At 42.7% G+C, this 18,736-nt stretch carries 18 protein-coding genes and 1 pseudogene; 3 read left to right on the plus strand and 16 right to left on the minus strand.

All coding sequences use genetic code 11. The features are described 5' to 3' along the window. Positions 1 to 2: 2 nt before the first annotated feature. From mdcA to madL, 3 genes are all read right to left on the minus strand, one after another. Positions 3 to 1,658, minus strand: a complete 1,656-nt coding sequence (gene mdcA, locus I6E61_RS06710) for a malonate decarboxylase subunit alpha (RefSeq protein WP_197131899.1) — start codon at positions 1,656 to 1,658, stop codon at positions 3 to 5. 21 nt (positions 1,659 to 1,679) lie between these two features. Continuing rightward, the gene (gene madM / locus I6E61_RS06715; protein ID WP_197131901.1) at positions 1,680 to 2,438 is read right to left on the minus strand and encodes a malonate transporter subunit MadM; all 759 of its coding nucleotides are present in this window, start codon (positions 2,436 to 2,438) and stop codon (positions 1,680 to 1,682) included. A 78-nt stretch (positions 2,439 to 2,516) separates the two neighbouring features. Continuing rightward, positions 2,517 to 2,918: a malonate transporter subunit MadL gene (gene madL, locus I6E61_RS06720; protein ID WP_197131903.1), complete on the minus strand. Its 402-nt coding sequence runs from the start codon at positions 2,916 to 2,918 to the stop codon at positions 2,517 to 2,519. 327 nt (positions 2,919 to 3,245) lie between these two features. On the opposite strand from madL, the gene I6E61_RS06725 reads away from it, so the two are divergent. Continuing rightward, entirely contained in the window at positions 3,246 to 3,920 is a 675-nt protein-coding gene (locus I6E61_RS06725; protein ID WP_197099927.1) for a GntR family transcriptional regulator, read from the plus strand. Positions 3,921 to 4,099: 179 nt separating this feature from the next. Here I6E61_RS06725 and I6E61_RS14185 read toward each other — a convergent pair whose 3' ends face one another. The 3 genes and pseudogenes from I6E61_RS14185 to I6E61_RS06735 form a co-directional block, all read right to left on the minus strand. Further along, positions 4,100 to 4,270 (minus strand): hypothetical protein, encoded by a 171-nt coding sequence (locus I6E61_RS14185; RefSeq protein ID WP_227685711.1) that lies wholly within the window; start codon positions 4,268 to 4,270, stop codon positions 4,100 to 4,102. A 46-nt stretch (positions 4,271 to 4,316) separates the two neighbouring features. Continuing rightward, a pseudogene (locus I6E61_RS14395) lies at positions 4,317 to 4,586 on the minus strand (DUF3100 domain-containing protein); the annotation flags it as partial. A 146-nt stretch (positions 4,587 to 4,732) separates the two neighbouring features. Next, a complete protein-coding gene (locus tag I6E61_RS06735) occupies positions 4,733 to 5,950 on the minus strand; it encodes an acetamidase/formamidase family protein (protein ID WP_197131905.1) in 1,218 nt (405 codons plus the stop codon). Positions 5,951 to 6,279: 329 nt separating this feature from the next. Here I6E61_RS06735 and I6E61_RS06740 point away from each other — a divergent pair, with 329 nt between their 5' ends. Together I6E61_RS06740 and I6E61_RS06745 are read left to right on the plus strand one after the other, a co-directional pair. Next, positions 6,280 to 6,624 (plus strand): hypothetical protein, encoded by a 345-nt coding sequence (locus I6E61_RS06740; RefSeq protein ID WP_197131906.1) that lies wholly within the window; start codon positions 6,280 to 6,282, stop codon positions 6,622 to 6,624. A 130-nt stretch (positions 6,625 to 6,754) separates the two neighbouring features. Continuing rightward, positions 6,755 to 7,072 (plus strand): hypothetical protein, encoded by a 318-nt coding sequence (locus I6E61_RS06745; RefSeq protein ID WP_197131908.1) that lies wholly within the window; start codon positions 6,755 to 6,757, stop codon positions 7,070 to 7,072. Between the two features lie 76 nt (positions 7,073 to 7,148). Here the strand turns inward: I6E61_RS06745 and I6E61_RS06750 are convergent, their stop codons facing one another. From I6E61_RS06750 to betA, 10 genes are all read right to left on the minus strand, one after another. Then, positions 7,149 to 7,562, minus strand: a complete 414-nt coding sequence (locus I6E61_RS06750) for a PaaI family thioesterase (protein WP_197131910.1) — start codon at positions 7,560 to 7,562, stop codon at positions 7,149 to 7,151. Between the two features lie 141 nt (positions 7,563 to 7,703). Further along, positions 7,704 to 8,246 carry a DUF3124 domain-containing protein gene (locus I6E61_RS06755; protein WP_197131912.1) on the minus strand — a complete coding sequence of 181 codons (543 nt, stop codon included), beginning with the start codon at positions 8,244 to 8,246 and terminating at the stop codon, positions 7,704 to 7,706. Positions 8,247 to 8,300: 54 nt separating this feature from the next. Further along, a complete protein-coding gene (locus I6E61_RS06760; protein ID WP_197131914.1) occupies positions 8,301 to 9,005 on the minus strand; it encodes a TrkA family potassium uptake protein in 705 nt (234 codons plus the stop codon). Between the two features lie 58 nt (positions 9,006 to 9,063). Then, complete coding sequence (locus tag I6E61_RS06765) at positions 9,064 to 10,824, minus strand: TrkH family potassium uptake protein (protein WP_197131917.1); 1,761 nt, start codon at positions 10,822 to 10,824, stop codon at positions 9,064 to 9,066. 185 nt (positions 10,825 to 11,009) lie between these two features. Further along, positions 11,010 to 11,954 (minus strand): DMT family transporter, encoded by a 945-nt coding sequence (locus I6E61_RS06770; RefSeq protein WP_197131920.1) that lies wholly within the window; start codon positions 11,952 to 11,954, stop codon positions 11,010 to 11,012. 8 nt (positions 11,955 to 11,962) lie between these two features. Beyond that, the gene (locus I6E61_RS06775) at positions 11,963 to 13,096 is read right to left on the minus strand and encodes an FAD-dependent oxidoreductase (protein WP_197131936.1); all 1,134 of its coding nucleotides are present in this window, start codon (positions 13,094 to 13,096) and stop codon (positions 11,963 to 11,965) included. A 68-nt stretch (positions 13,097 to 13,164) separates the two neighbouring features. Continuing rightward, entirely contained in the window at positions 13,165 to 13,587 is a 423-nt protein-coding gene (locus tag I6E61_RS06780; protein ID WP_197131939.1) for a tetratricopeptide repeat protein, read from the minus strand. A gap of 303 nt (positions 13,588 to 13,890) precedes the next feature. Then, complete coding sequence (locus I6E61_RS06785; protein ID WP_197131942.1) at positions 13,891 to 14,379, minus strand: M48 family metallopeptidase; 489 nt, start codon at positions 14,377 to 14,379, stop codon at positions 13,891 to 13,893. 191 nt (positions 14,380 to 14,570) lie between these two features. Beyond that, positions 14,571 to 16,616, minus strand: coding sequence for a choline BCCT transporter BetT (betT, locus tag I6E61_RS06790; RefSeq protein WP_197131945.1), 2,046 nt, complete (start codon positions 16,614 to 16,616; stop codon positions 14,571 to 14,573). A 349-nt stretch (positions 16,617 to 16,965) separates the two neighbouring features. Then, a complete protein-coding gene (gene betA / locus I6E61_RS06795) occupies positions 16,966 to 18,663 on the minus strand; it encodes a choline dehydrogenase (protein ID WP_197131961.1) in 1,698 nt (565 codons plus the stop codon). Positions 18,664 to 18,736 lie beyond the last annotated feature (73 nt).

Below are 18,736 nucleotides of genomic sequence, written 5' to 3' on the forward strand. Positions count from 1 at the left end.
TTTTACCAGTTTCTGAAACGACTTGGTGGAGAGTAAGTACCATTGGACCACTTCACTAAATCTTTGACAGATTTGGCTGCCAATAGATCTCTCGTCGCTTTTGAAGCATCTACGCCAATATCCTCTGGTCTTTGGATAATCCCACGTTGTCTTAACTCTTTGACTTTTTCATGATCTCGTTGCATACCGATAGGTGTGTACCCCGCTACACCGCGAATCGCTTGCTCTCTCTCTTCTGGAGTGCGACACAATAGTAAGTTTGCAATCCCTTCTTCGGTCACAATATGTGTGACATCATCGCCATAGATCATGATGGGTGGAAAATCACTTCCCATTTTTTCTTGTAGTTGCCATGCATCAAGCTCTTCAACAAAGACAGAATCCATATGCTCACGGTAAGTTTCTACCATCTGCACCACTAGCTTCCGACCTTTTACCACGCGTCCGTCTGTCGCTTCTTGACCTGCTTTGAGATATGCATAGCTAGAATGTCTACGTCCATGTGGATCTGACCCCATATTGGGAGCGCCGCCAAAACCTGCAATGCGATCTACCGTCGCGGTCGAACTATTACCCTGTAGATCAATCTGTAAAGTTGCCCCTATAAATAAATCACAAGCATACAAACCTGCCGTTTGACTAAAAGCACGGTTGGATCTCATACTGCCGTCTTTACCCGTAAAAAACACATCAGGGCGACTTTGAATGTATTCGTCCATCCCTACTTCTGAGCCAAAGCTATGAATGCTGTCGACAAACCCGCTTTCTATCGCTGGAATCATAGTCGGATGAGGATTGAGCGCCCAATTAGTACAAATTTTACCTTTAAGATTTAATTCTGCCCCGTAAGTAGGTAACAGCAACTCAATGGCAGCCGTATTAAAGCCGATACCATGATTCAGGCGTTTGATTTGATAAGGTGCATAGATGCCTTTTATGACCATCATTGCCATCAGTATCTGTACTTCGGTAATTTGAGCAGGGTCACGGGTAAACAAAGGCTCTATATAGTTGGGCTTAGGTGCAACAATGAAAAAGTCCACCCAGTCCGCAGGAATATCAACGCGTGGTACGTTATCTACTAGCTCATTTACCTGTGCAATGACAATACCGCTTTTGAATGCTGTGGCTTCTACAATTGCTGGCGTATCTTCGGTATTTGGGCCCGTATATAGGTTACCTTCGGCATCTGCAGAATGTGCCGTGATCAAGCACACGTTTGGTATTAAATCGATGAAATATCTACCATACAATTCTAGATAGGTATGGATGGAGCCAATTTGAATTTTTTGTTGCTGAACCAGCTTTGCCAGTCTTAATGCTTGTGGACCAGAAAAGGAAAAGTCGACCTTACTCGCAATACCTTTTTCAAAGATATCAATATGACTCGGAAGTGCTAAAACCGACTGTAATATGTGCAAATCATTCAACACTTCATTATTACACTGAGACAAACACTCCGATAAGAAGTCGGCTTGTTTTTGGTTGTTACCTTCTATACAGACCTTATCTTCAGGCACCAGTACCGTTTCCAGCAATTCAATCGTTCTATTGCTTGGTACCAGTTTTTCCAAGCCTTTATTCTTCGCTTCATTCAGCTTTGTAGCCCGTCTTCTTTTTTGTATATCCCATGTTTTTTCTTCGATATTCGTTTTCATAAGACTTCCTTTATCTACTTATTAAAATATGGCATTTAAAGTTAGGAAAAATATAGATGGCCCTAATAAACACCCTAGCCCTGTGTAGAACGTAGCCACTAATGCGCCATAGGGAACTAATCTTACATCTGTGCCTGCCAGCCCAGCTGCTACCCCACTAGTAGTACCCACTAAGCCGCCGAAAATCATGGCTGAACGAGGACTTTTCAGTTGCATGAACTTAGCAAGCAATGGCGTTGAAATCATAAAAAATACAGCTTTGATTAAACCAATCGCAATAGACAAGGCAATCACATCAGAGCTTGCACCAACAGCAGTACCTGTAATTGGACCTACAATATAGGTCATCGCACCTGCACCAATAGTCGTCATAGAAATAGCGTCTCTATAACCTAATGTCCATGCGACACCAGCGCCTACCACAAAGGGGATAACGCAGCCTAATAACAAGGCAATAACACCTATTTTTCCAGCACGTTTTAGTTCTTTGACATCTACCTCAAATGCAGTCGATGAGATAGCAAGATCTCGAAGCATCGCTCCGCCTAAGAGTGTGAATCCAGAAAAAATTTCAATATCAGAAATGCCTTTGCTGCCAGTTGTATATAGACCTGCAAAGTAAGCAGCAATCAAACCGAGGGTGATAGCAATCGCCGATGACTGTAGTTTGCCTTTAGTTAGGTATTTGGATAGTACTTGAGAGAAAAGCATCACCAGGCCTGTTACTGCAATAGCAGTGACAAAGGCATTCTTAGTGAGCGTCTGTATAATTAAGTCCATTTAATTACTCCATTTCGCGCTTTAATTAGTTGCGTAGTTTTTCGTATATTATTAATAACTCTCATTTATAGATAAGAGCTATTCGACAGTTACCTCTTTATCGTCGTCCCATGTGAATGTATCGTAATCGTTGGCTATGTTATTAAGCCAACGTACAACGAACACAGTGGCAGTCAGCGCAATAACAGAAACAACAGCCGCTACCATTCCACCAGATAACGCAGCAACAACGTTTTGGCCTGCTGCCATTGCGACTACAATAGGAATATACATTCCTGCCCAATACAAAATTCCAAACTGCGTGGATTTCGGCAGCATGCCTTTTTTGGCAAGCAGCTCTTTACCGATAATTAATAGAATCATTGCGATTGCTACACCGCCAACGTTGGCATCGACACCTAATATTTGTCCCAATAGCCCACCGAGGAACACTCCGAGTAGATAACAAACTGCTAGCAAAGCAGTACCATATATGATCATAAAAACCTTCCTTGGATATGAATGACAGCCGCTTTAGTTGTATCTAACTTGATACACGGCCTGTATAAAATAAAAACCTCAATTAATAACACCAGATATAGAAACAAGTACGGATAACTATCGTTTGGTAATACCTTTTGAGGTTCTTTGACTTTCCCTATCTATCCCCTCCCCTTCACAAAGAGTATTAGCCTTAATAAAGCTCAACACCTTTGCAAGGATCTACCACGTACTACCCACTTGTTTGATATAATCTAATACAGTTGGTTTGAAAGTGCAACCATATTGTATTTATTAAATCGCTTATTGTATACAAATGGAGAATTTATGAGTTTAATTGACGACTTACCTTTATCTGTACAGGTCAGTAAAAAGATAGAAGATGAAATTATTTACGGTCGTCTTCCACCTGGTACTAAACTTGACGAAGCAAAACTTTGTGAAAAATATGAGGTATCTAGAACACCTATCCGTGAGGCTTTAAAGCTTTTAGCATCTGAAGGTTTGGTAGAAATCCGCCCTCGTAGAGGCGCAATTATCCCTACACTAAATATCGTGACGCTGTTTGAGATGTTTGAGGTGATGGCATATCTTGAAGGTATGTGTGGACGGTTGGCTGCTCGAAGAATCAATGAGGAAGAGAAAGTTGAGCTATTAGCGCTGCATAATGAATGTAAAGCGTATTTAATGGAAGGGAATACAGAAAGCTATTATGAAGCAAATAGAAAGTTCCATTTTTTCCTGTATCAACTCAGTCATAACAGTTTTTTGATAGAGCAAGCCAGCAACTTACATAACCGACTGCACCCTTATAGACGACTACAGCTGCGAGTAAACAATCGAATGCAGCATTCTTTTGAAGAACACCAAAGCATCGTAGATGCCGTTATTAATTCTGATGAAGATTTGGCTGAGCGTTTGATTAAAGAGCACGTGTCAGTTCAGGGAGAGAAGTTTACAGACTTGGTGGCAACAATGGGTCCTGATAATACTAAAGACTAGACGACTTCATAATTTTTCTGGGAAAAGGCTACTGCATTTCTGCCAGAATCATTGCAAAACCACCTCCATTATCCATATAACAGAAACCCGAAGATTTAAGTTCATTAAATCCTCGGGTTTTTTAGTTTAAATGATTACTCTATAGTCGGTTCAATATCAGATCTCAAAGTGAGCACTTACTACAGCATCACTTGTGCAATCATAGCCGAACCGATGAACGTACCTGTAAAGGTCAATATCGCAACCACTGCAATCTTAAATCCAGATTTTTTGAACAAATCCACTTCCATTTGCGAGATAGCAAAACCAGCATATGCAAGTACAGGTGTCAGTAATTGTAATACACCCATTTTCGCAGTCTCTTCCCATACCAAAGACCAATACCGCAACCGGTAGTGCAATCAGTACAGTCGCTACATTACCCAGCTCTTGTAATAGTAAGGCTGGACCTGCCGCGATGATTTCTTCGATATTAGGACCAACACCCACACCAAACTTTGCAATGAAAGGCATGATGCTTAAAAGAATGGCATAACTGGCAAACTTGGCGCGTTTTTTGGTTATGACCGCCTTCATAGAAGGAATGACGTTTGGGTTGAGTAGAATTGCAAAGATAAAAGCATAAACTTTGGGCGAAATGCCCGTTTGTGAATGTGTTAGCCTGATTTATAATCAATAATCAATAATTTGAACGTTGTATTACTTGTTAATCACTGATTTAGAAACCCTTGAGAGCTATTATTTTGCTTTCAAGGGTTCTGACTAAAAAAGGTTCTAACTAGCTGATGATGACTTTACTGTCATTTATCAAATTACTTATCGAACTCTTTAAAATCTGCTTTACGAATCTTGGCATGGATGCCTTTGGTTTTGTCCACTACTTGCGATACTTCAAAATCTGTAGCGGCACTGAGGTAAGCATATGCGGTTGCTTCATCAATACCATATTCTTGATTTAAAAAGCGAATGGCTTCACGGGTAGATTTTTTCATTGCTTCATCTAGATCTTCATCTAGCCCTGGCGTGATCCAAAACTCCGCATTCTCTGCCAAAGGTTGAATGATCTCTTTACCAGGGATTTTATCCTTGCCAGCTTTTAATAAAGTAAATTTGAACGTGGCACGCGCAGACGCTTCAAGTGCCGTTAAGGCAACCTCACCATCGCCTTGTGCAAAGTGACTGTCACCTGTGTAAAACAGTGCACCAGCGACTTGTACAGGATAATAAACCGTTGAACCTGCACCCAGTTCATTGATATCGATGTTACCGCCATACATAGCAGGTGGTACAGAGTGTACTTTTTCTGAGGTATTGGCTGCGACGCCCATCAGACCCATAAACGGCTCAAGTGGAAAACGAATAGATTTGCCAGAGTCGGTCTTTAGCACACCCTCGTAGTCGCCTTTGGTATTTTTTTCTATCGGGGTAAACACGGACACATTGCCATAACGCTCAGGATGAGCAGCGGAAGCATTGGCTTGTTTTGGGATTTTTGGGAACTCTCCTGCTAAAGCACCTTTACCATGACGATTAGAGATGACACCATAAGGCACTCGCGGCTCAACTTTGATGACTTCTACTTTTAGAATATCGCCCGGTTGTGCGCCTTTAATTTCAATCGGTCCTGTCACAATATGCGGGCCATCTTTATCAAAGTCATGATCTAATTTAGATTGCGTGATTTTCTTTGCTTCATCCAAGATGAAGTCATCTTTGACCCCTTTGGACTTGAAGTATTTGGCGGCATCACGTCCCTGATCTTCGAGCAAGCCTTCATGCGAGACCGTATCAAACGTTACCACGCTACCAGAGGCCACAGACATAATAGGTTTGGCATCTCTATTCGGCAGATATCCCCACGTTATTGTATCTAGAGTCGAAGGTACGTAGTAATTCCCTTTATATTCGCCATTTGTTAGCTGCGTGGGTTTATCTGATATCTGCTTAAGCACAGTAAAGTCTTCTGCTTGAGCGACTGATACGCCAAGTGCACTGAGAACGAATAATGAAAGAACTGTATTTTTAAACATAGAATCTACCCTTGATAAATGAAACATAACAACAATGTTTTGCATCTAAGGTAGCGCAAGTTCCATGCCATAGAAAAATCAGTCTTATCGCTTAATTTGAGTAGAAAAAGCACTGTTTTGATACAACTTACTGCTCCAGTGAGGTGCTCTCCTTTATAAAAAGAATGGTTTTAGTGCATAAATATCTGCACCATTATTAGGTCCTCTAACGAAAATCGTTACCTTTCTTCAAGTTTCATAAATATACGTAACATTGCAATCGGTTATCATCTCCTCTATCGAACGTGTAACGCGTTGCCACTTTTTTATCTCAATAGGAAATAACAATAATGAAAAAAACAGTAATCAGCTTAATGTTAGCCGCCTCTACTTGCTTTGCAATGATAGCACCAGCAAGTGCTGCTTTAAACGACTCATCAAAGCAGACCGTTCATAAACAGAACCAGAAAGAAGACACTTCTGCACAGAAAAATAAGACCTCAAGCCAAAAGACGGCTAAGCAGCAAACAACAAGTAAAACCACCAAAAAGACTGATACCAAAAAGCAGACGGTAAAAACAAAAACGGTCACGCCAAAAAAATCTACAACACAACAACAACCTAGCAAGTCTAAAAACGTAACATCTGACCATAAATCGAAAGACAGTGAATACGAAAAAAATCATAAGTCTTAATTAAACAAAAAAACTCGAATGTACTATCAGTTATCTCTAACAGACATCTGATAGCACGCTCTAATATTGGTTATGCTACATGCTTCTAGTAATGTAGTAGCCTATTTTCTGTGTAAAAAGGAGTTTTATCATGAAATACAAAATGACTCGTACCAATCAGCAGTTACTACTGGGCTTAGCCGTATTTGGGTCGACCATAATGCCTGTGACTTCTGCAGTTGCTATCATGCCAATGGGTTCAGAGTTTTTTCAGAAAGAACTATCTGAAACGACGTCTAGCACTGAAACAGCATTGATTAAAAAAGCGTTATCTAAAGAAGGCAGTTTGAACAGAGAGAACGAACATCTCACTGCTTTTAGTAATAAATCAAAATTTTCAACGTTGATTAGAGAAAGTAAGCAATTTAGAGATATTGAAAAACATAATAACGATATACTGCATGACTAAACCCCGCTTAAAAGTAATAAGCGGCTAGGGCGTGTCCTCAATTCAATCGATAGTAATCTAAACGGGTTACCAAGGTCTAAACACGTTTAGGCGGTACCGAATACGTGCCGACTACATGGGCTACGACATCATCAGAGCCTTCTGAATAAAGAGACACCTCGCCTACTATCAGCGTGCGCCCTACTTTCATTAAAGTACACTCGGCGATAATACGAGCATCTGCTGATGGTTTGCGCAAAAAGTTAATGGTCAAACTCGTCGTCACGGTAAGTGGAACGATGCCTATTCTTCCGAGTATCGCAACATAAATGGCGACATCAGCAACGGCCATCATAACGGGCCCAGAGACTGTGCCACCGGGGCGCAGCTCATCTATACCAATATCGTGCGATAAGGTCGCGCCTTTTTCACTGACAGCCTCGACGACACATTTGGTTTGTGGAAACTCCAACGCCAGAAAGGCGCTGATTTCTTCTTTGCTTGCAGACATACATCTTCCTTGATTTTAATGGTCCTTTTTGTTTTGCCTGATATGTTTATACCGTTGTTGCTAGGTGACAAGGTAAAAACTCTTCAGCATATGCTACTTCCTTCTTTTAGTGATTTAAATCCCGCACCACTTATACATATATCAATTTGTCACTGGCGTGCCTTCCGTACTAAAGGCAAATCCTTTATTGCTAAAGTTACCAATCATGACCGCTTCGATAACGGGTTTAACGGTTTCATCCACACCTTCGACTTCGATAATAAAGTTGGCACCTGAGCCGCCTTTATCCTCTTCTTTTTCGACGATATAATTAAGCGTGGCCATCGCTGGTAGCTCAATAGGTTTGTTGAGATATGATTTTACCAATGCACCGTCCGTATCGTAATAATCAATTTTATTGATATACAGTGACTTTTTGAACGTCGTATTACGCACGCTCAGCGTCGCCGACAGTAGTACTTTGCGAGCATCTCTATCGGTGTAAATATCAGAATAAATCGGCACATAAAAGGTTTGTTTATAACCAAACTGACTGCGATCTACGTCTGATGTAATTTCTAACTGTTCAATCGGGTCTTGTTGATGCTCGGACAGAAGAACATTCGGGTCTTGTGCGGACTCATCACAACCTGACAGTAGTGCCATTACAGCGATCAATAGAACAGATATTCTGCGCTTATTCATAACAATTTCCTTGTAGCCTCAGTGTCACTGCGATTGGCAAACCATTATTTGATTTTACACCTTTATTTTTACACCCACACTACGTAAGAACTGGTTGATGTGTTTGTTGGCGCCATAAATGACCAATACATCATGGTCTTGCAATACTTGCTCAGGCGTCGCCAACCCTTTAATGCTAGGTTTACTCTGCGTACGACCAAAGCTGTCTTCATAATACTCATAGCGCATGGTACTAAGCAATCGGATATTAAACCTTTGCTCCAACTGCAACTCATCAACGGTATTACCGATTAGAACATTTGGAATCTTAATCTCTACCATGCTGAAATTGTCGCTCAACTCAAACGAATCGACAAAGTAGCGTAGCGACAGTCTTTTCGCCCAGCGATTGGCTGCTTCTTTTTCAGGATGAATCAAATCATCAACACCAATAGCTTGTAGGACTTTTTCGTGCAGCGGATTAATACTACGGCTTATCAGACGTTTGGCTTTTAACGTTTTAAATAGCGCTGTTGCCATGACATTTGCGCCTTGGTCTTCCCCAATAGCCACGATGACAATATCGGTATCAACGATTGGTAATCCGCTAACCGCATACTCGTCGGTGGCATCCATACAGAGAGTATGAGAGATGACCTCTTTATAGGCTTCTACCCGTTGCATGCTACTATCAATGGCAATCACTTCATGGCCTTGACTGGTCAACGCCGAACCTAGCGATGCGCCAAAATTTCCCAATCCTACGATGATATATCTCATAATGTTTATGAACCTTCTTTAGTATTTTTTGAGCATAAAACAGCCAGTTTGTGACGGTTTAATTGATCGTAATCTCTTCAGTGGGATAGCGATAATTACGCTGACGCATGTTTTTGAGTAGCGCAATAAATATCGTCAGCATACTGACACGCCCAACGAACATAATGACCGAAACCACGATTTTACTAAAATCTGATAAGTCTGCTGTTAGATTCAAGCTTAGCCCCACCGTGCTATAAGCTGAGAAACACTCAAACACCACTTTAATCAAATCAAGCTCTGGCTGATCATAACTGATGAGCGTTACGCCCGTACCGATGACCAGTAGCGACAACCACATAATAGAAAACGCGCGGCGTACAGAAATCTCAGCAATCTCTCGTTTGAATACCTCTATCTTGGTCTGCCCACGCGCCAGACTCAACGTATTTAATAGCGCAATCGCAAAGGTACTGGTCTTGATACCACCACCTGTCGAGTTTGGCGAGGCACCAATCCACATCAGAAATATCGTCAGCATCACGGTCGGAAACGTGAGATCACCCATATCAACGACGTTGAATCCTGCGGTACGCGGGGTAGCAGCAGTAAAGAACCCTGTTACTAGCTTCCCAAAAAAGCTGGTATGGTCAGCGAGCACGTTATTGTACTCAAATATCATCACGCCGATCAGACCGACTAGCAATAACGCGCCTGTCGTAATCAAAGTAATGCGACTATTAATATTGAGTAGCCAAGGCTGATAAATGTAGCGCTGGTCATGAGGATATATCAGCCGCTGAGCACGATGACGCAAATACCGTAGGACATTGACCACGATGGTAAAACCCATACCACCGAAGATAAATGTCATGGCAAGGATCAGCTGTAGTGGATAATTAAAGCGTAGTGAATCATCATACAAGCCAGCGCTAAAGGTAGAAAACCCAGCATTACAAAAAGCAGAAATCGCGTGAAAGACAGAAAAGAATAGCTGCTCAGACCAATCCATATCGGGTATGTCATAAATACTGATATAAATCAGAGTAGCCGCCACTGCCTCGACGGCAAATGTGACATACAAGATAGACTTGAGGGTCGACACCACATTACCCATACCGCGCATATAAGACATCTCGCTGATGCTTGCTTGCGTCTCATAGCTGACACCGCCTTTAAAAAAGTAACTAAAATAGGTCACAAAGGTCAAAATACCTAAGCCGCCGATTTGTATCAGCCCCATGATGATAACTTGCCCGAAAGTCGTAAAATAGGTCGCCGTATCTACGACAATAAGCCCTGTCACGCAAACCGCGCTGGTCGCAGTAAATAACGCATCAATAAAGGACAGCGGCTGCGTCGTCGCATTGGGCATCATCAGTAGTAGCGCGCCAACCAGTATCACTACTAAAAAGCTCAGAATAAAAAACTGTGCGGGGTGCAGAAAGGTACGATTGAGATTAAAATTATGATCGGATATTTCGCGAATAAAGGTAACGAATACCGCTATTTTTATCGCGACAAACCCATCAACGGCGGCCGATAATCCTGAGCGCACCAAATCTGTGAAATGTGCTGTCAATAGAACGATAATCGCGATGCTGGTCAATGTGTCAAAAACGGCAACTTTATTGAAGGTTAGCGATTTTTTTGTATAAATATAACGGCCAACAGTCACCACAAAACTTAGAAAAATAATGACCAAGTAGAAAATGTGGAATACTTGCTGTAGCCATGTCGGTAGTGTAAAACCACTATCGAATAGAGCAATCGCTACTCCGATGACACTAATGAGAATTGTAAAATTATTCAATAAGCGATAACGCGTGGCTGCATTCATAGCCTGAGTCCGTGACAACAATAACCACGATACTTATACTCCTTTTTTATCGTATTCACAAAAAATGATTGAAGTTAATCGTAACCAATTATTGAGCCTGAACAGACTCTAATTATGAAAGCAAAATAAAAAAAGATCATAAGAACATAGCGTATTTAATAGATTTTCAGTTTGATAGATCTTTGCTAAACATCTTCTTTGGCTACCCTCGCTATTTTTACTCCACCCCATGTCACTAACGCTACGCCAATAGCAATCAAAGAGGCTCCTAAGAACAGGCCTTCTGGTGGCTGCTCTCCTTGCAAGAATATAGCGACGGGCACACCAACAATAGCTCCTACCGAACCTAACAAGCTCAATAACACTGGTCCGCCTGTTTTTTGCAGCAGAAATAACAATAAAAACTGACCAGCAAACACACAAGATTGGACAGCGATTAAACCTACTGGCAATAGCCCTTCTCGTGGTATGTCGATAGAAAAGTCAGACATCATACTGAATAAGCCTAGCAGGAGTGCTGCCGCAATCAGCATACCTGGAGCGAGTGCACTAACAGCAGTATCATTAGGCCAGCGCAATGTCCGATATATATTGCCAATGGCTAACAGCACAGGGCCGCAAAGCGCGATTAAAATCCAGAATATACTCGTATCTGGCGCAGAGAACTTTTGCACCGCCATCACGCCTGCCCCGATAAGTGCCGCAACCACGCCAAGGGCACGGACAGTACTGAACCGCTCCATACGCAGCATGAGTGCGCCAAGATACGTTAAGAGTGGCGGTAAGGAGAGGATTAAAGCGACGAAACTGGCGCCCACATGTGGAATGGCAGAAAACAGCAGTAAGTTAGCAGCCGCCACGCTGACAAGCGCGGCGACAAAGTAATATTCTAAGCTACGAGCATTAAAGGGAGGGAGCTCTTTTCTGATGAGCGCTACCACCAATAGAATAATAGCAGCACCTGTGATCGACCAAAACAAAAACCCCAAAGGAGTGAGACCATTGTCAACTGCGTATTTTGCCACATTGGTTGAGATACCAGTGAGTGCACCGCCTGCTAGTAGACAAGCGAAAGGAATCAGCCATATGTTTTTGTTGCGATATATTTGCTGTTCCGTAGGCTCACTCATCAACGATCCTATAAGCTTTGTACCGCTTTGCTTGCCGCGTCGATAGCACCAGCGATATAACCAGGGAACGCCTCTGACCACTCACTACCACTACCCGTCAGACTATCTTGCCACATACCTGTTTTTGGTTTGGCAGTAGGTGCTACAGCATGCTGACCTGTGCCAGTGGCATCAGCAGGCATGGCAGTAAATGAATCTTGCGCCCAGTCTTTTAGATACTCAGCTTTTGGTTTGTCTGCTTGCGCGCCTAACAGCCGCACCAACTGCGCGCGGCAATGCGCTTTTAGCACATCTACAGAGACGCTTTGACGCACGTGAGCGGGCACGCCAAAGAAACCAAATACAGCGCCTTCGCCCTTTGCTAACGAGGCATCGTGAATCTCAGTGAGCGGCCCTATCGCACTTCTTGCTGCACCCGAGAGACCGTTATCTCGCCAAAATGGTGAGTCATAAACAGCCACATACTTGGCATGTGGTGCCATCCAAGTGGCTGTTTCTTGCCACTCTATCGCTAAATCTTGCGGTAAAGCAGGTTCAAATACGATATTACTAACCGCCAACCGCGGTGGTAGTGCAAGTAATACATGCTGCGCTTGATAAGTGATTATTTGACCAGCATTGATATGTTCAGAGCCACGCTCACTGTCTATTTTGATATGCTGACCAATTTTAGTTAAGCACCTTACTATCTGTCCCGTTGCAATACGTTTGGCATCCAAGCGAGCGTATAAAGCATCAATTAAAGCCGTCATTCCACCCATGAGGCGCATAGATGGTGGTGAGCTCTTATAACCTTGCGTACGGATAGGCAACTCACTGGCGCCACGTTCAACCATCATATCGCCCTCTTCGAACTGAGCGAAACGTGGTAAACCTAATGTCTCGATAAGACTGCTCAACTGCGGCTGATACTCTGGCCAAAACCACGACGGCCCTAAATCAAAGCCATCGTTTGATTTTTCATGATCGCCACTTTGACTGCTAGCATTCTGACCCACTGATGATTTGGCAACAGTGATACGACCGCCCAATCTATCACGGGCCTCTATCAATATATAATCGATGCCTTTTTGTTCTAATAAAAAGGCGGCATACAATCCGCTTAATCCGCCACCGACTATCACCACAGGTACATTTTGCATATCAAATACGTCCTATCTCATCAAGTACATTTAATCAGGACTACTCGATCAAAATTGTTCGAGCGAAACTACTCAGCCAACAACTTAGTCAGCATCTCATCTATCTCAACTTTAAACTCTTTATCTTCAATCTTATTTGCCGTGATTTTGGCATTTTGTAGACTTTGAATAGCCGCTTCTTTGTTACCTGTCTCAAGCTGTAGCACCGCCATAGAAAAAGCAATCGACGACAGATGATCCTTTGAATTGATCGCCGTTGCTTTGGTTAGTGCTTTGTCATAAATGACCAGTGCTTCGTCCAAATCTTCTGTAAAGTCAGCAAGCGTTTCCCACTGCTCTGGATGATCTTTGTCTGTGTTTTCGTTGTCAGTACAGATGGCCTTTAGCTCAGCATAAAATGCATCAAATTTTTCTTGATTGCCGATACGGTCAGCTTCTAGTAGCTCTTCTGCCAATTTATAAATAGATTTATATATTTTAGTATTGATCATTGCTTACAACCTTTTATTGACTTGGGGTATAGATTATTTGGTTAGGATTATAACGTAATTCTAGGGTGTGTCCTCATTTTAAAAATGGTGATAAAAATGAGATAAATTGCAGTCAAACAAGGAAAATAGCGCAGATAATATCGGGATATTAACCAGCTATTTAACGATGTTTGGCAAAATTCAGCCATTTTTAGCCCGTTTAGATATGATCAATTGAATTGAGGACACGCCCTAGCGGCTCAGATGATTGGCACAAAAAAGGACACGATATTTATATGGCTGTTATTAAGGTTGCTATTCAGGTTACAACTCTCGCCAGTGCAACCAAAGCCGCGTATCTAGCTCAAACTGGTGATAGTCAGGCTCCATATGACAGCATAGTTGATAAAACGCTTTGTTATGGTCATGCTCTTTAAAATGTGCCAACTCATGCACGACAATCATGCGTAAAAACTCAGGCGGCGCTTCTTGAAACAAGCTGGCTACCGTGATGCTGTTATGCGATTTCAGCTTACTGCCTTGTATGCGAGACTGGGTGGTATGAATACCTAGCGCATGTTTGAGAACTTTTAACTTGCTGCTATAGCTGACATTAGATAGCTGTCCCACTTTGCGCATATACTGGTTTTTTATCTCATTGATATACTGATAAAGAGCCTTATCACTTTTTATTTGGTGCTGAGTGGGATACTTTTTTTCTAGATAGGCGCCCAAGTTACCATCGCTAATGAGTAGCGCGGCTTGGGTTTGAACTTGCTCAGAATAATGAGCGATGTATTTTAACTTGGTCACGAACCTATCCTTTACTAATGCGTTACCACGTATCGACGCGGTCTAAATGAATTTTACCTTATATTGGTGCGCTTTATTAGAGCGTGTCATCATTTAGGTTGTAAGAAACAACCCCATAAGTTGAATCCAACTTATGGGGTTGTTTCTTACAAGATTTTTACTGAACTATTTGGAGCATATTAATGAGTGAATTAACGCTCTAAATGTAGATACTGTAAATGACGCTCGTACTGATTTAAGATATCGACCAATACTTGCTCTTTGGAGTAGCCAACCAAGTCATACTCTTGCGAGCCTTCGCTTAAGAACACTTCTGCACGATAATAGTACTCTGCATTCTTAGTTGAGGTGCTCAATGTAAAGTTAGGACGCTCTGCTTTAATCAAGTTGACTTCATAAATAAAGTCATCTTCATCGCCATGTCCAACTCGCAATTTTAGACCATCTATTTGACCGCTACTCTCATCCATACCTTCATCTATATCTTGTCCGATATGTGCAGGGTTACGGATGTCCAAAGACGTTTTTAGACCGCCTGCGGCAAACTCTTTTTCAACTTCCGTCATGGCAGGTCTAACTACATTTTGTAAGAACTGCTCTACTTGTGCATGTTTAGGGAAACTGACAATACGTTGCAAGCGTGCTTTCCAGCTCTTACCACTATCTAACACGTTAGCCGTACCAATCGTACTGGCCTTACGTTTATTGCCTTCTTCTTTTAATGACCTCCACATCGCCACCATATAGAGCACTAGAATGACAGAGAATGGCAAACCTGCAATGACAGAGACGGACTGTAGTGAAGAAAAACCACCTGCAAACAATAATCCTAAGGTAATAAGACCAGTGGCTGCTGCCCAAAACAGACGTAACCAAACAGGAGCATCGGTATCATTGGTCATGCCACGTGAGCTCAAGTTCGCTAGTACTAACGCGCCTGAATCAGCTGAGGTCACAAAAAAGATAAGGCCAATAATCACACCAGCGAATGATAGAATATCGCTGTAAGGAAAATACTCAAACAACGCAAACATGCCCATTGCAGCATCATTGACTGCGATTTCGCCAAGCTCTGTTGCGCCATTGGCAACCAAATCTATCGCTGAATTACCAAAGATAGAGAACCATGCAAAAATAAACCCAAGCGGAATGAACATCACGCCAAATACAAACTCGCGTAACGTACGGCCACGGCTAATACGTGCGATAAACAGACCTACAAATGGTGCCCAAGCAACCCACCATGCCCAGAAAAATATCGTCCACCAAGATTTCCACTCGGCACCAGCTTGACCATCATACGCATAGACATCAAAAGTCTTATAAATAATAGTTTGAAAGTATTGACCGATGTTTTGGGTAAAGGTATTAAGCAGATAAACCGTATTGCCCATCACCAATATAGCAATCAGTAGCAATATCGACGATAGCATGTTGAATTCAGACAGACGACGTACGCCTTTTTCGACACCTGTCATCGCTGAGACAGCCGCCGCTGCGACAACACCTACGATAATGATCGTTTGAACCGTTTTGCTAGACTCAATACCGAAGACATGGGTCAAGCCTGCGTTGGCCTGCAATACTCCAATACCTAAACTGGTGGCGATACCCATGAGTGTACAAACAACACCAAAGGTATCAATACCATCACCAAGCCAGCCTTTGATTAAGCGTTCACCAAAGATAGGCGTCAACGGCGAGCGTAGCGCCAATGGCATGTTTTTGCGATAAGCAAAATACGCTAGCGCCATACCAATCAGCGCATAAATACCCCAACCGTGCAGACCCCAATGTAAAAAGGTCTGCGCAAGTGCTTCGCGCATGGCCTCGGCACTCGCAGGTTCTAGTCCAGTATGCGGTGTTAAATAATGCATCAAAGGCTCAGAGGCACCAAAGAACAGTAAATCAATACCGATACCAGCGGAAAACAGCATCGCCGCCCATGCTAGGAAAGGAAACTGTGCTTTTTCGTGATCTTGCCCAAGCTTGATATCACCATACTTAGAAAAACCGACAAACAAAGCAAAGATACTATAAGCGGCAACCACCAGCATGTAGTACCAGCCAAACTTATCTGATACCCAAGTCATGCTTGAGCCTAACAATGTCTCACTATAAGTTGGAAACGCAATCGTCCAAATTATCAATAAAATAGAAATAATAGCTGAGCCTAAAAAAACCGTCTTATTTAGAGTCAGGGGTTTCGTCTCATCCTTTGATGGTGAGCTGTACATAAAAGACCTCAATAGGTAAATTAAACAGGGTCTGATATTGCTTTGTCCGTCATAATCTTATGACTGATAGTCATACAAGATATAAATCACCGCATGACGCACAAAGCAGTACCAATAAATAAAGATTTGCTGCTCAAGTAATGGCTACTTCAGTAATTATTTAAGCAACAAGGCAAGTCATTAAAAATCAATCTTAATCGTATTCATTTTCTAAAACATTAGCGCGGATAAAAAAGACCTTTATGTAAAAGGCCTTCTTATCAACATCATTTATTAACACTCTTCATAAACGCTATGTCATATAGCTGTTTTATATCGCTATGTAGACAGTCGTTTATTAGCATTTAACTTAAACAGAGCCATAAGCGCGCATCGGCTCAGCTCTCAATGGCGCACCATTGGCAGTAAAATAATCTACCGTCGAACGTGGCAGCTGCACACCGCGCATCTTATCAACGATTTTTTCTGCCAACATAATGGTTGTTGCGTTGAGATTGCCACTGATGATATTTGGCATAATCGATGCATCAACGACGCGCAAACCATCGATACCATGTACTAGTCCTTCGCCATTGACAACCGAATCATTGCCTTCGCCCATCGCACAAGTACAAGATGGATGATAGGCCGTCTCGCTGTGGTTACGGACATACTCATCCAACTGCGCGTCGGTCACTAGATCATCGGTTGGTGCAATCGAGCGACCACGATAAGGGTCAAGCGCTGGCTGATGCATAATCTCACGAGTGATACGCATGGCAGCACGGAACTCTTGCCAGTCTTGATCATGAGACATATAGTTAAACAAGATACTCGGATGAGCGCTTGGATCTTTCGATGTCAGCTTGACACGGCCACGACTTGGCGAGCGTAATGAGCCCACGTGCGCTTGGAAGCTATGAGACTTCACGGCACTGCGACCATCGTAGCGTACTGCTAATGGCAAGAAGTGATACTGAATATTAGGATGGGTAAATTTCTCATCGGTACGAATAAAACCGCCACCTTCGAACTGATTTGACGCGCCCAGTCCAGTACCATTGAATAACCACTCTGCACCGATGGCGGGCTTATTCCACCATTTATTGGAAGGCGCAATCGACACTGGCAGCTTACATTCATACTGCATATACAGCTCTAAATGATCTTGCAGATTATTACCCACACCTGGCAAATCCAGAATCTCATTGACACCTAAATCTTTTAGCCATTGACCAGGGCCAATACCAGAGCGCTGCAATAATTGTGGCGAAGCAATCGCACCAGAGGAAACAATCACTTCACGAGAGGCATGAAAGTTTTTGGTTTGACCTTGGTGCTCGACTTTGACACCGATAGCACGCTTACCATCAAACAAAATCACATCGGTCAGTGCACCCGTCAAAATCGTGATATTGCTGCGCGGCTTAGCACGGTCCAGATAACCACGAGCCGTTGAGGCACGGCGACCATTAGGCGTCACGAAACGATCCATTGGCCCAAAGCCTTCTTGCTGATAGCCATTTAAATCGTCGGTACTTGGATAGCCAGCTTGCACGCCAGCTTCAATCATCGCCTGAAACAGTGGATTGACCCCTGGTTTTGATGTGGTCATTTCAACAGGACCGCCTACACCATGATAGTCATTTTCGCCCGCATCACGGTTTTCTAACTTTTTAAAATAAGGCAGGCAGTCCAAATACGTCCAATCTTCTAGACCTTTAATCTTAGACCAATCATCAAAATCTAGTGCGTTACCACGGATATAACACATACCGTTAATCAGTGACGAGCCGCCAAGTCCTTTACCGCGACCGCAGTCCATGACACGGTTATTCATATACGGCTCAGGATCAGTTTTGTAGCCCCAGTTATAGGTCGTTCCTTGCAACGGCATGGCGAGCGCTGCTGGCATCTGCGTACGAAAATCTAAGCGATGGTCTGGACGACCCGCTTCTAGTAGCAGCACCTTAATGTTGGCATCTTCGGTCAAACGCGTGGCCAGCACATTGCCTGCTGATCCTGCGCCAACGATGATGTAGTCATACTCAGGTGTGATTGATGTCATAAAACGCTCCATAATATTGAAAAATAAATCATTTACTATCAGTAAAGTCGAACAAAAAACAAATTAGCTCTAC

It is taken from the genome of Psychrobacter sp. NZS113, from assembly GCF_015864825.1.
Classification (GTDB): Bacteria; Pseudomonadota; Gammaproteobacteria; order Pseudomonadales; family Moraxellaceae; genus Psychrobacter.

Bases quoted from the DNA above. Each gene is read 5' to 3' on its own strand.
- mdcA (WP_197131899.1), bottom strand. From the start codon at position 1,658: ATGAAAACGAATATCGAAGAAAAAACATGGGATATACAAAAAAGAAGA.
- madM (WP_197131901.1), bottom strand. From the start codon at position 2,438: ATGGACTTAATTATACAGACGCTCACTAAGAATGCCTTTGTCACTGCT.
- madL (WP_197131903.1), bottom strand. From the start codon at position 2,918: ATGATCATATATGGTACTGCTTTGCTAGCAGTTTGTTATCTACTCGGA.
- I6E61_RS06725 (WP_197099927.1), top strand. From the start codon at position 3,246: ATGAGTTTAATTGACGACTTACCTTTATCTGTACAGGTCAGTAAAAAG.
- I6E61_RS14185 (WP_227685711.1), bottom strand. From the start codon at position 4,270: ATGGGTGTATTACAATTACTGACACCTGTACTTGCATATGCTGGTTTT.
- I6E61_RS06735 (WP_197131905.1), bottom strand. From the start codon at position 5,950: ATGTTTAAAAATACAGTTCTTTCATTATTCGTTCTCAGTGCACTTGGC.
- I6E61_RS06740 (WP_197131906.1), top strand. From the start codon at position 6,280: ATGAAAAAAACAGTAATCAGCTTAATGTTAGCCGCCTCTACTTGCTTT.
- I6E61_RS06745 (WP_197131908.1), top strand. From the start codon at position 6,755: ATGAAATACAAAATGACTCGTACCAATCAGCAGTTACTACTGGGCTTA.
- I6E61_RS06750 (WP_197131910.1), bottom strand. From the start codon at position 7,562: ATGTCTGCAAGCAAAGAAGAAATCAGCGCCTTTCTGGCGTTGGAGTTT.
- I6E61_RS06755 (WP_197131912.1), bottom strand. From the start codon at position 8,246: ATGAATAAGCGCAGAATATCTGTTCTATTGATCGCTGTAATGGCACTA.
- I6E61_RS06760 (WP_197131914.1), bottom strand. From the start codon at position 9,005: ATGAGATATATCATCGTAGGATTGGGAAATTTTGGCGCATCGCTAGGT.
- I6E61_RS06765 (WP_197131917.1), bottom strand. From the start codon at position 10,824: ATGAATGCAGCCACGCGTTATCGCTTATTGAATAATTTTACAATTCTC.
- I6E61_RS06770 (WP_197131920.1), bottom strand. From the start codon at position 11,954: ATGAGTGAGCCTACGGAACAGCAAATATATCGCAACAAAAACATATGG.
- I6E61_RS06775 (WP_197131936.1), bottom strand. From the start codon at position 13,096: ATGCAAAATGTACCTGTGGTGATAGTCGGTGGCGGATTAAGCGGATTG.
- I6E61_RS06780 (WP_197131939.1), bottom strand. From the start codon at position 13,587: ATGATCAATACTAAAATATATAAATCTATTTATAAATTGGCAGAAGAG.
- betT (WP_197131945.1), bottom strand. From the start codon at position 16,616: ATGTACAGCTCACCATCAAAGGATGAGACGAAACCCCTGACTCTAAAT.
- betA (WP_197131961.1), bottom strand. From the start codon at position 18,663: ATGACATCAATCACACCTGAGTATGACTACATCATCGTTGGCGCAGGA.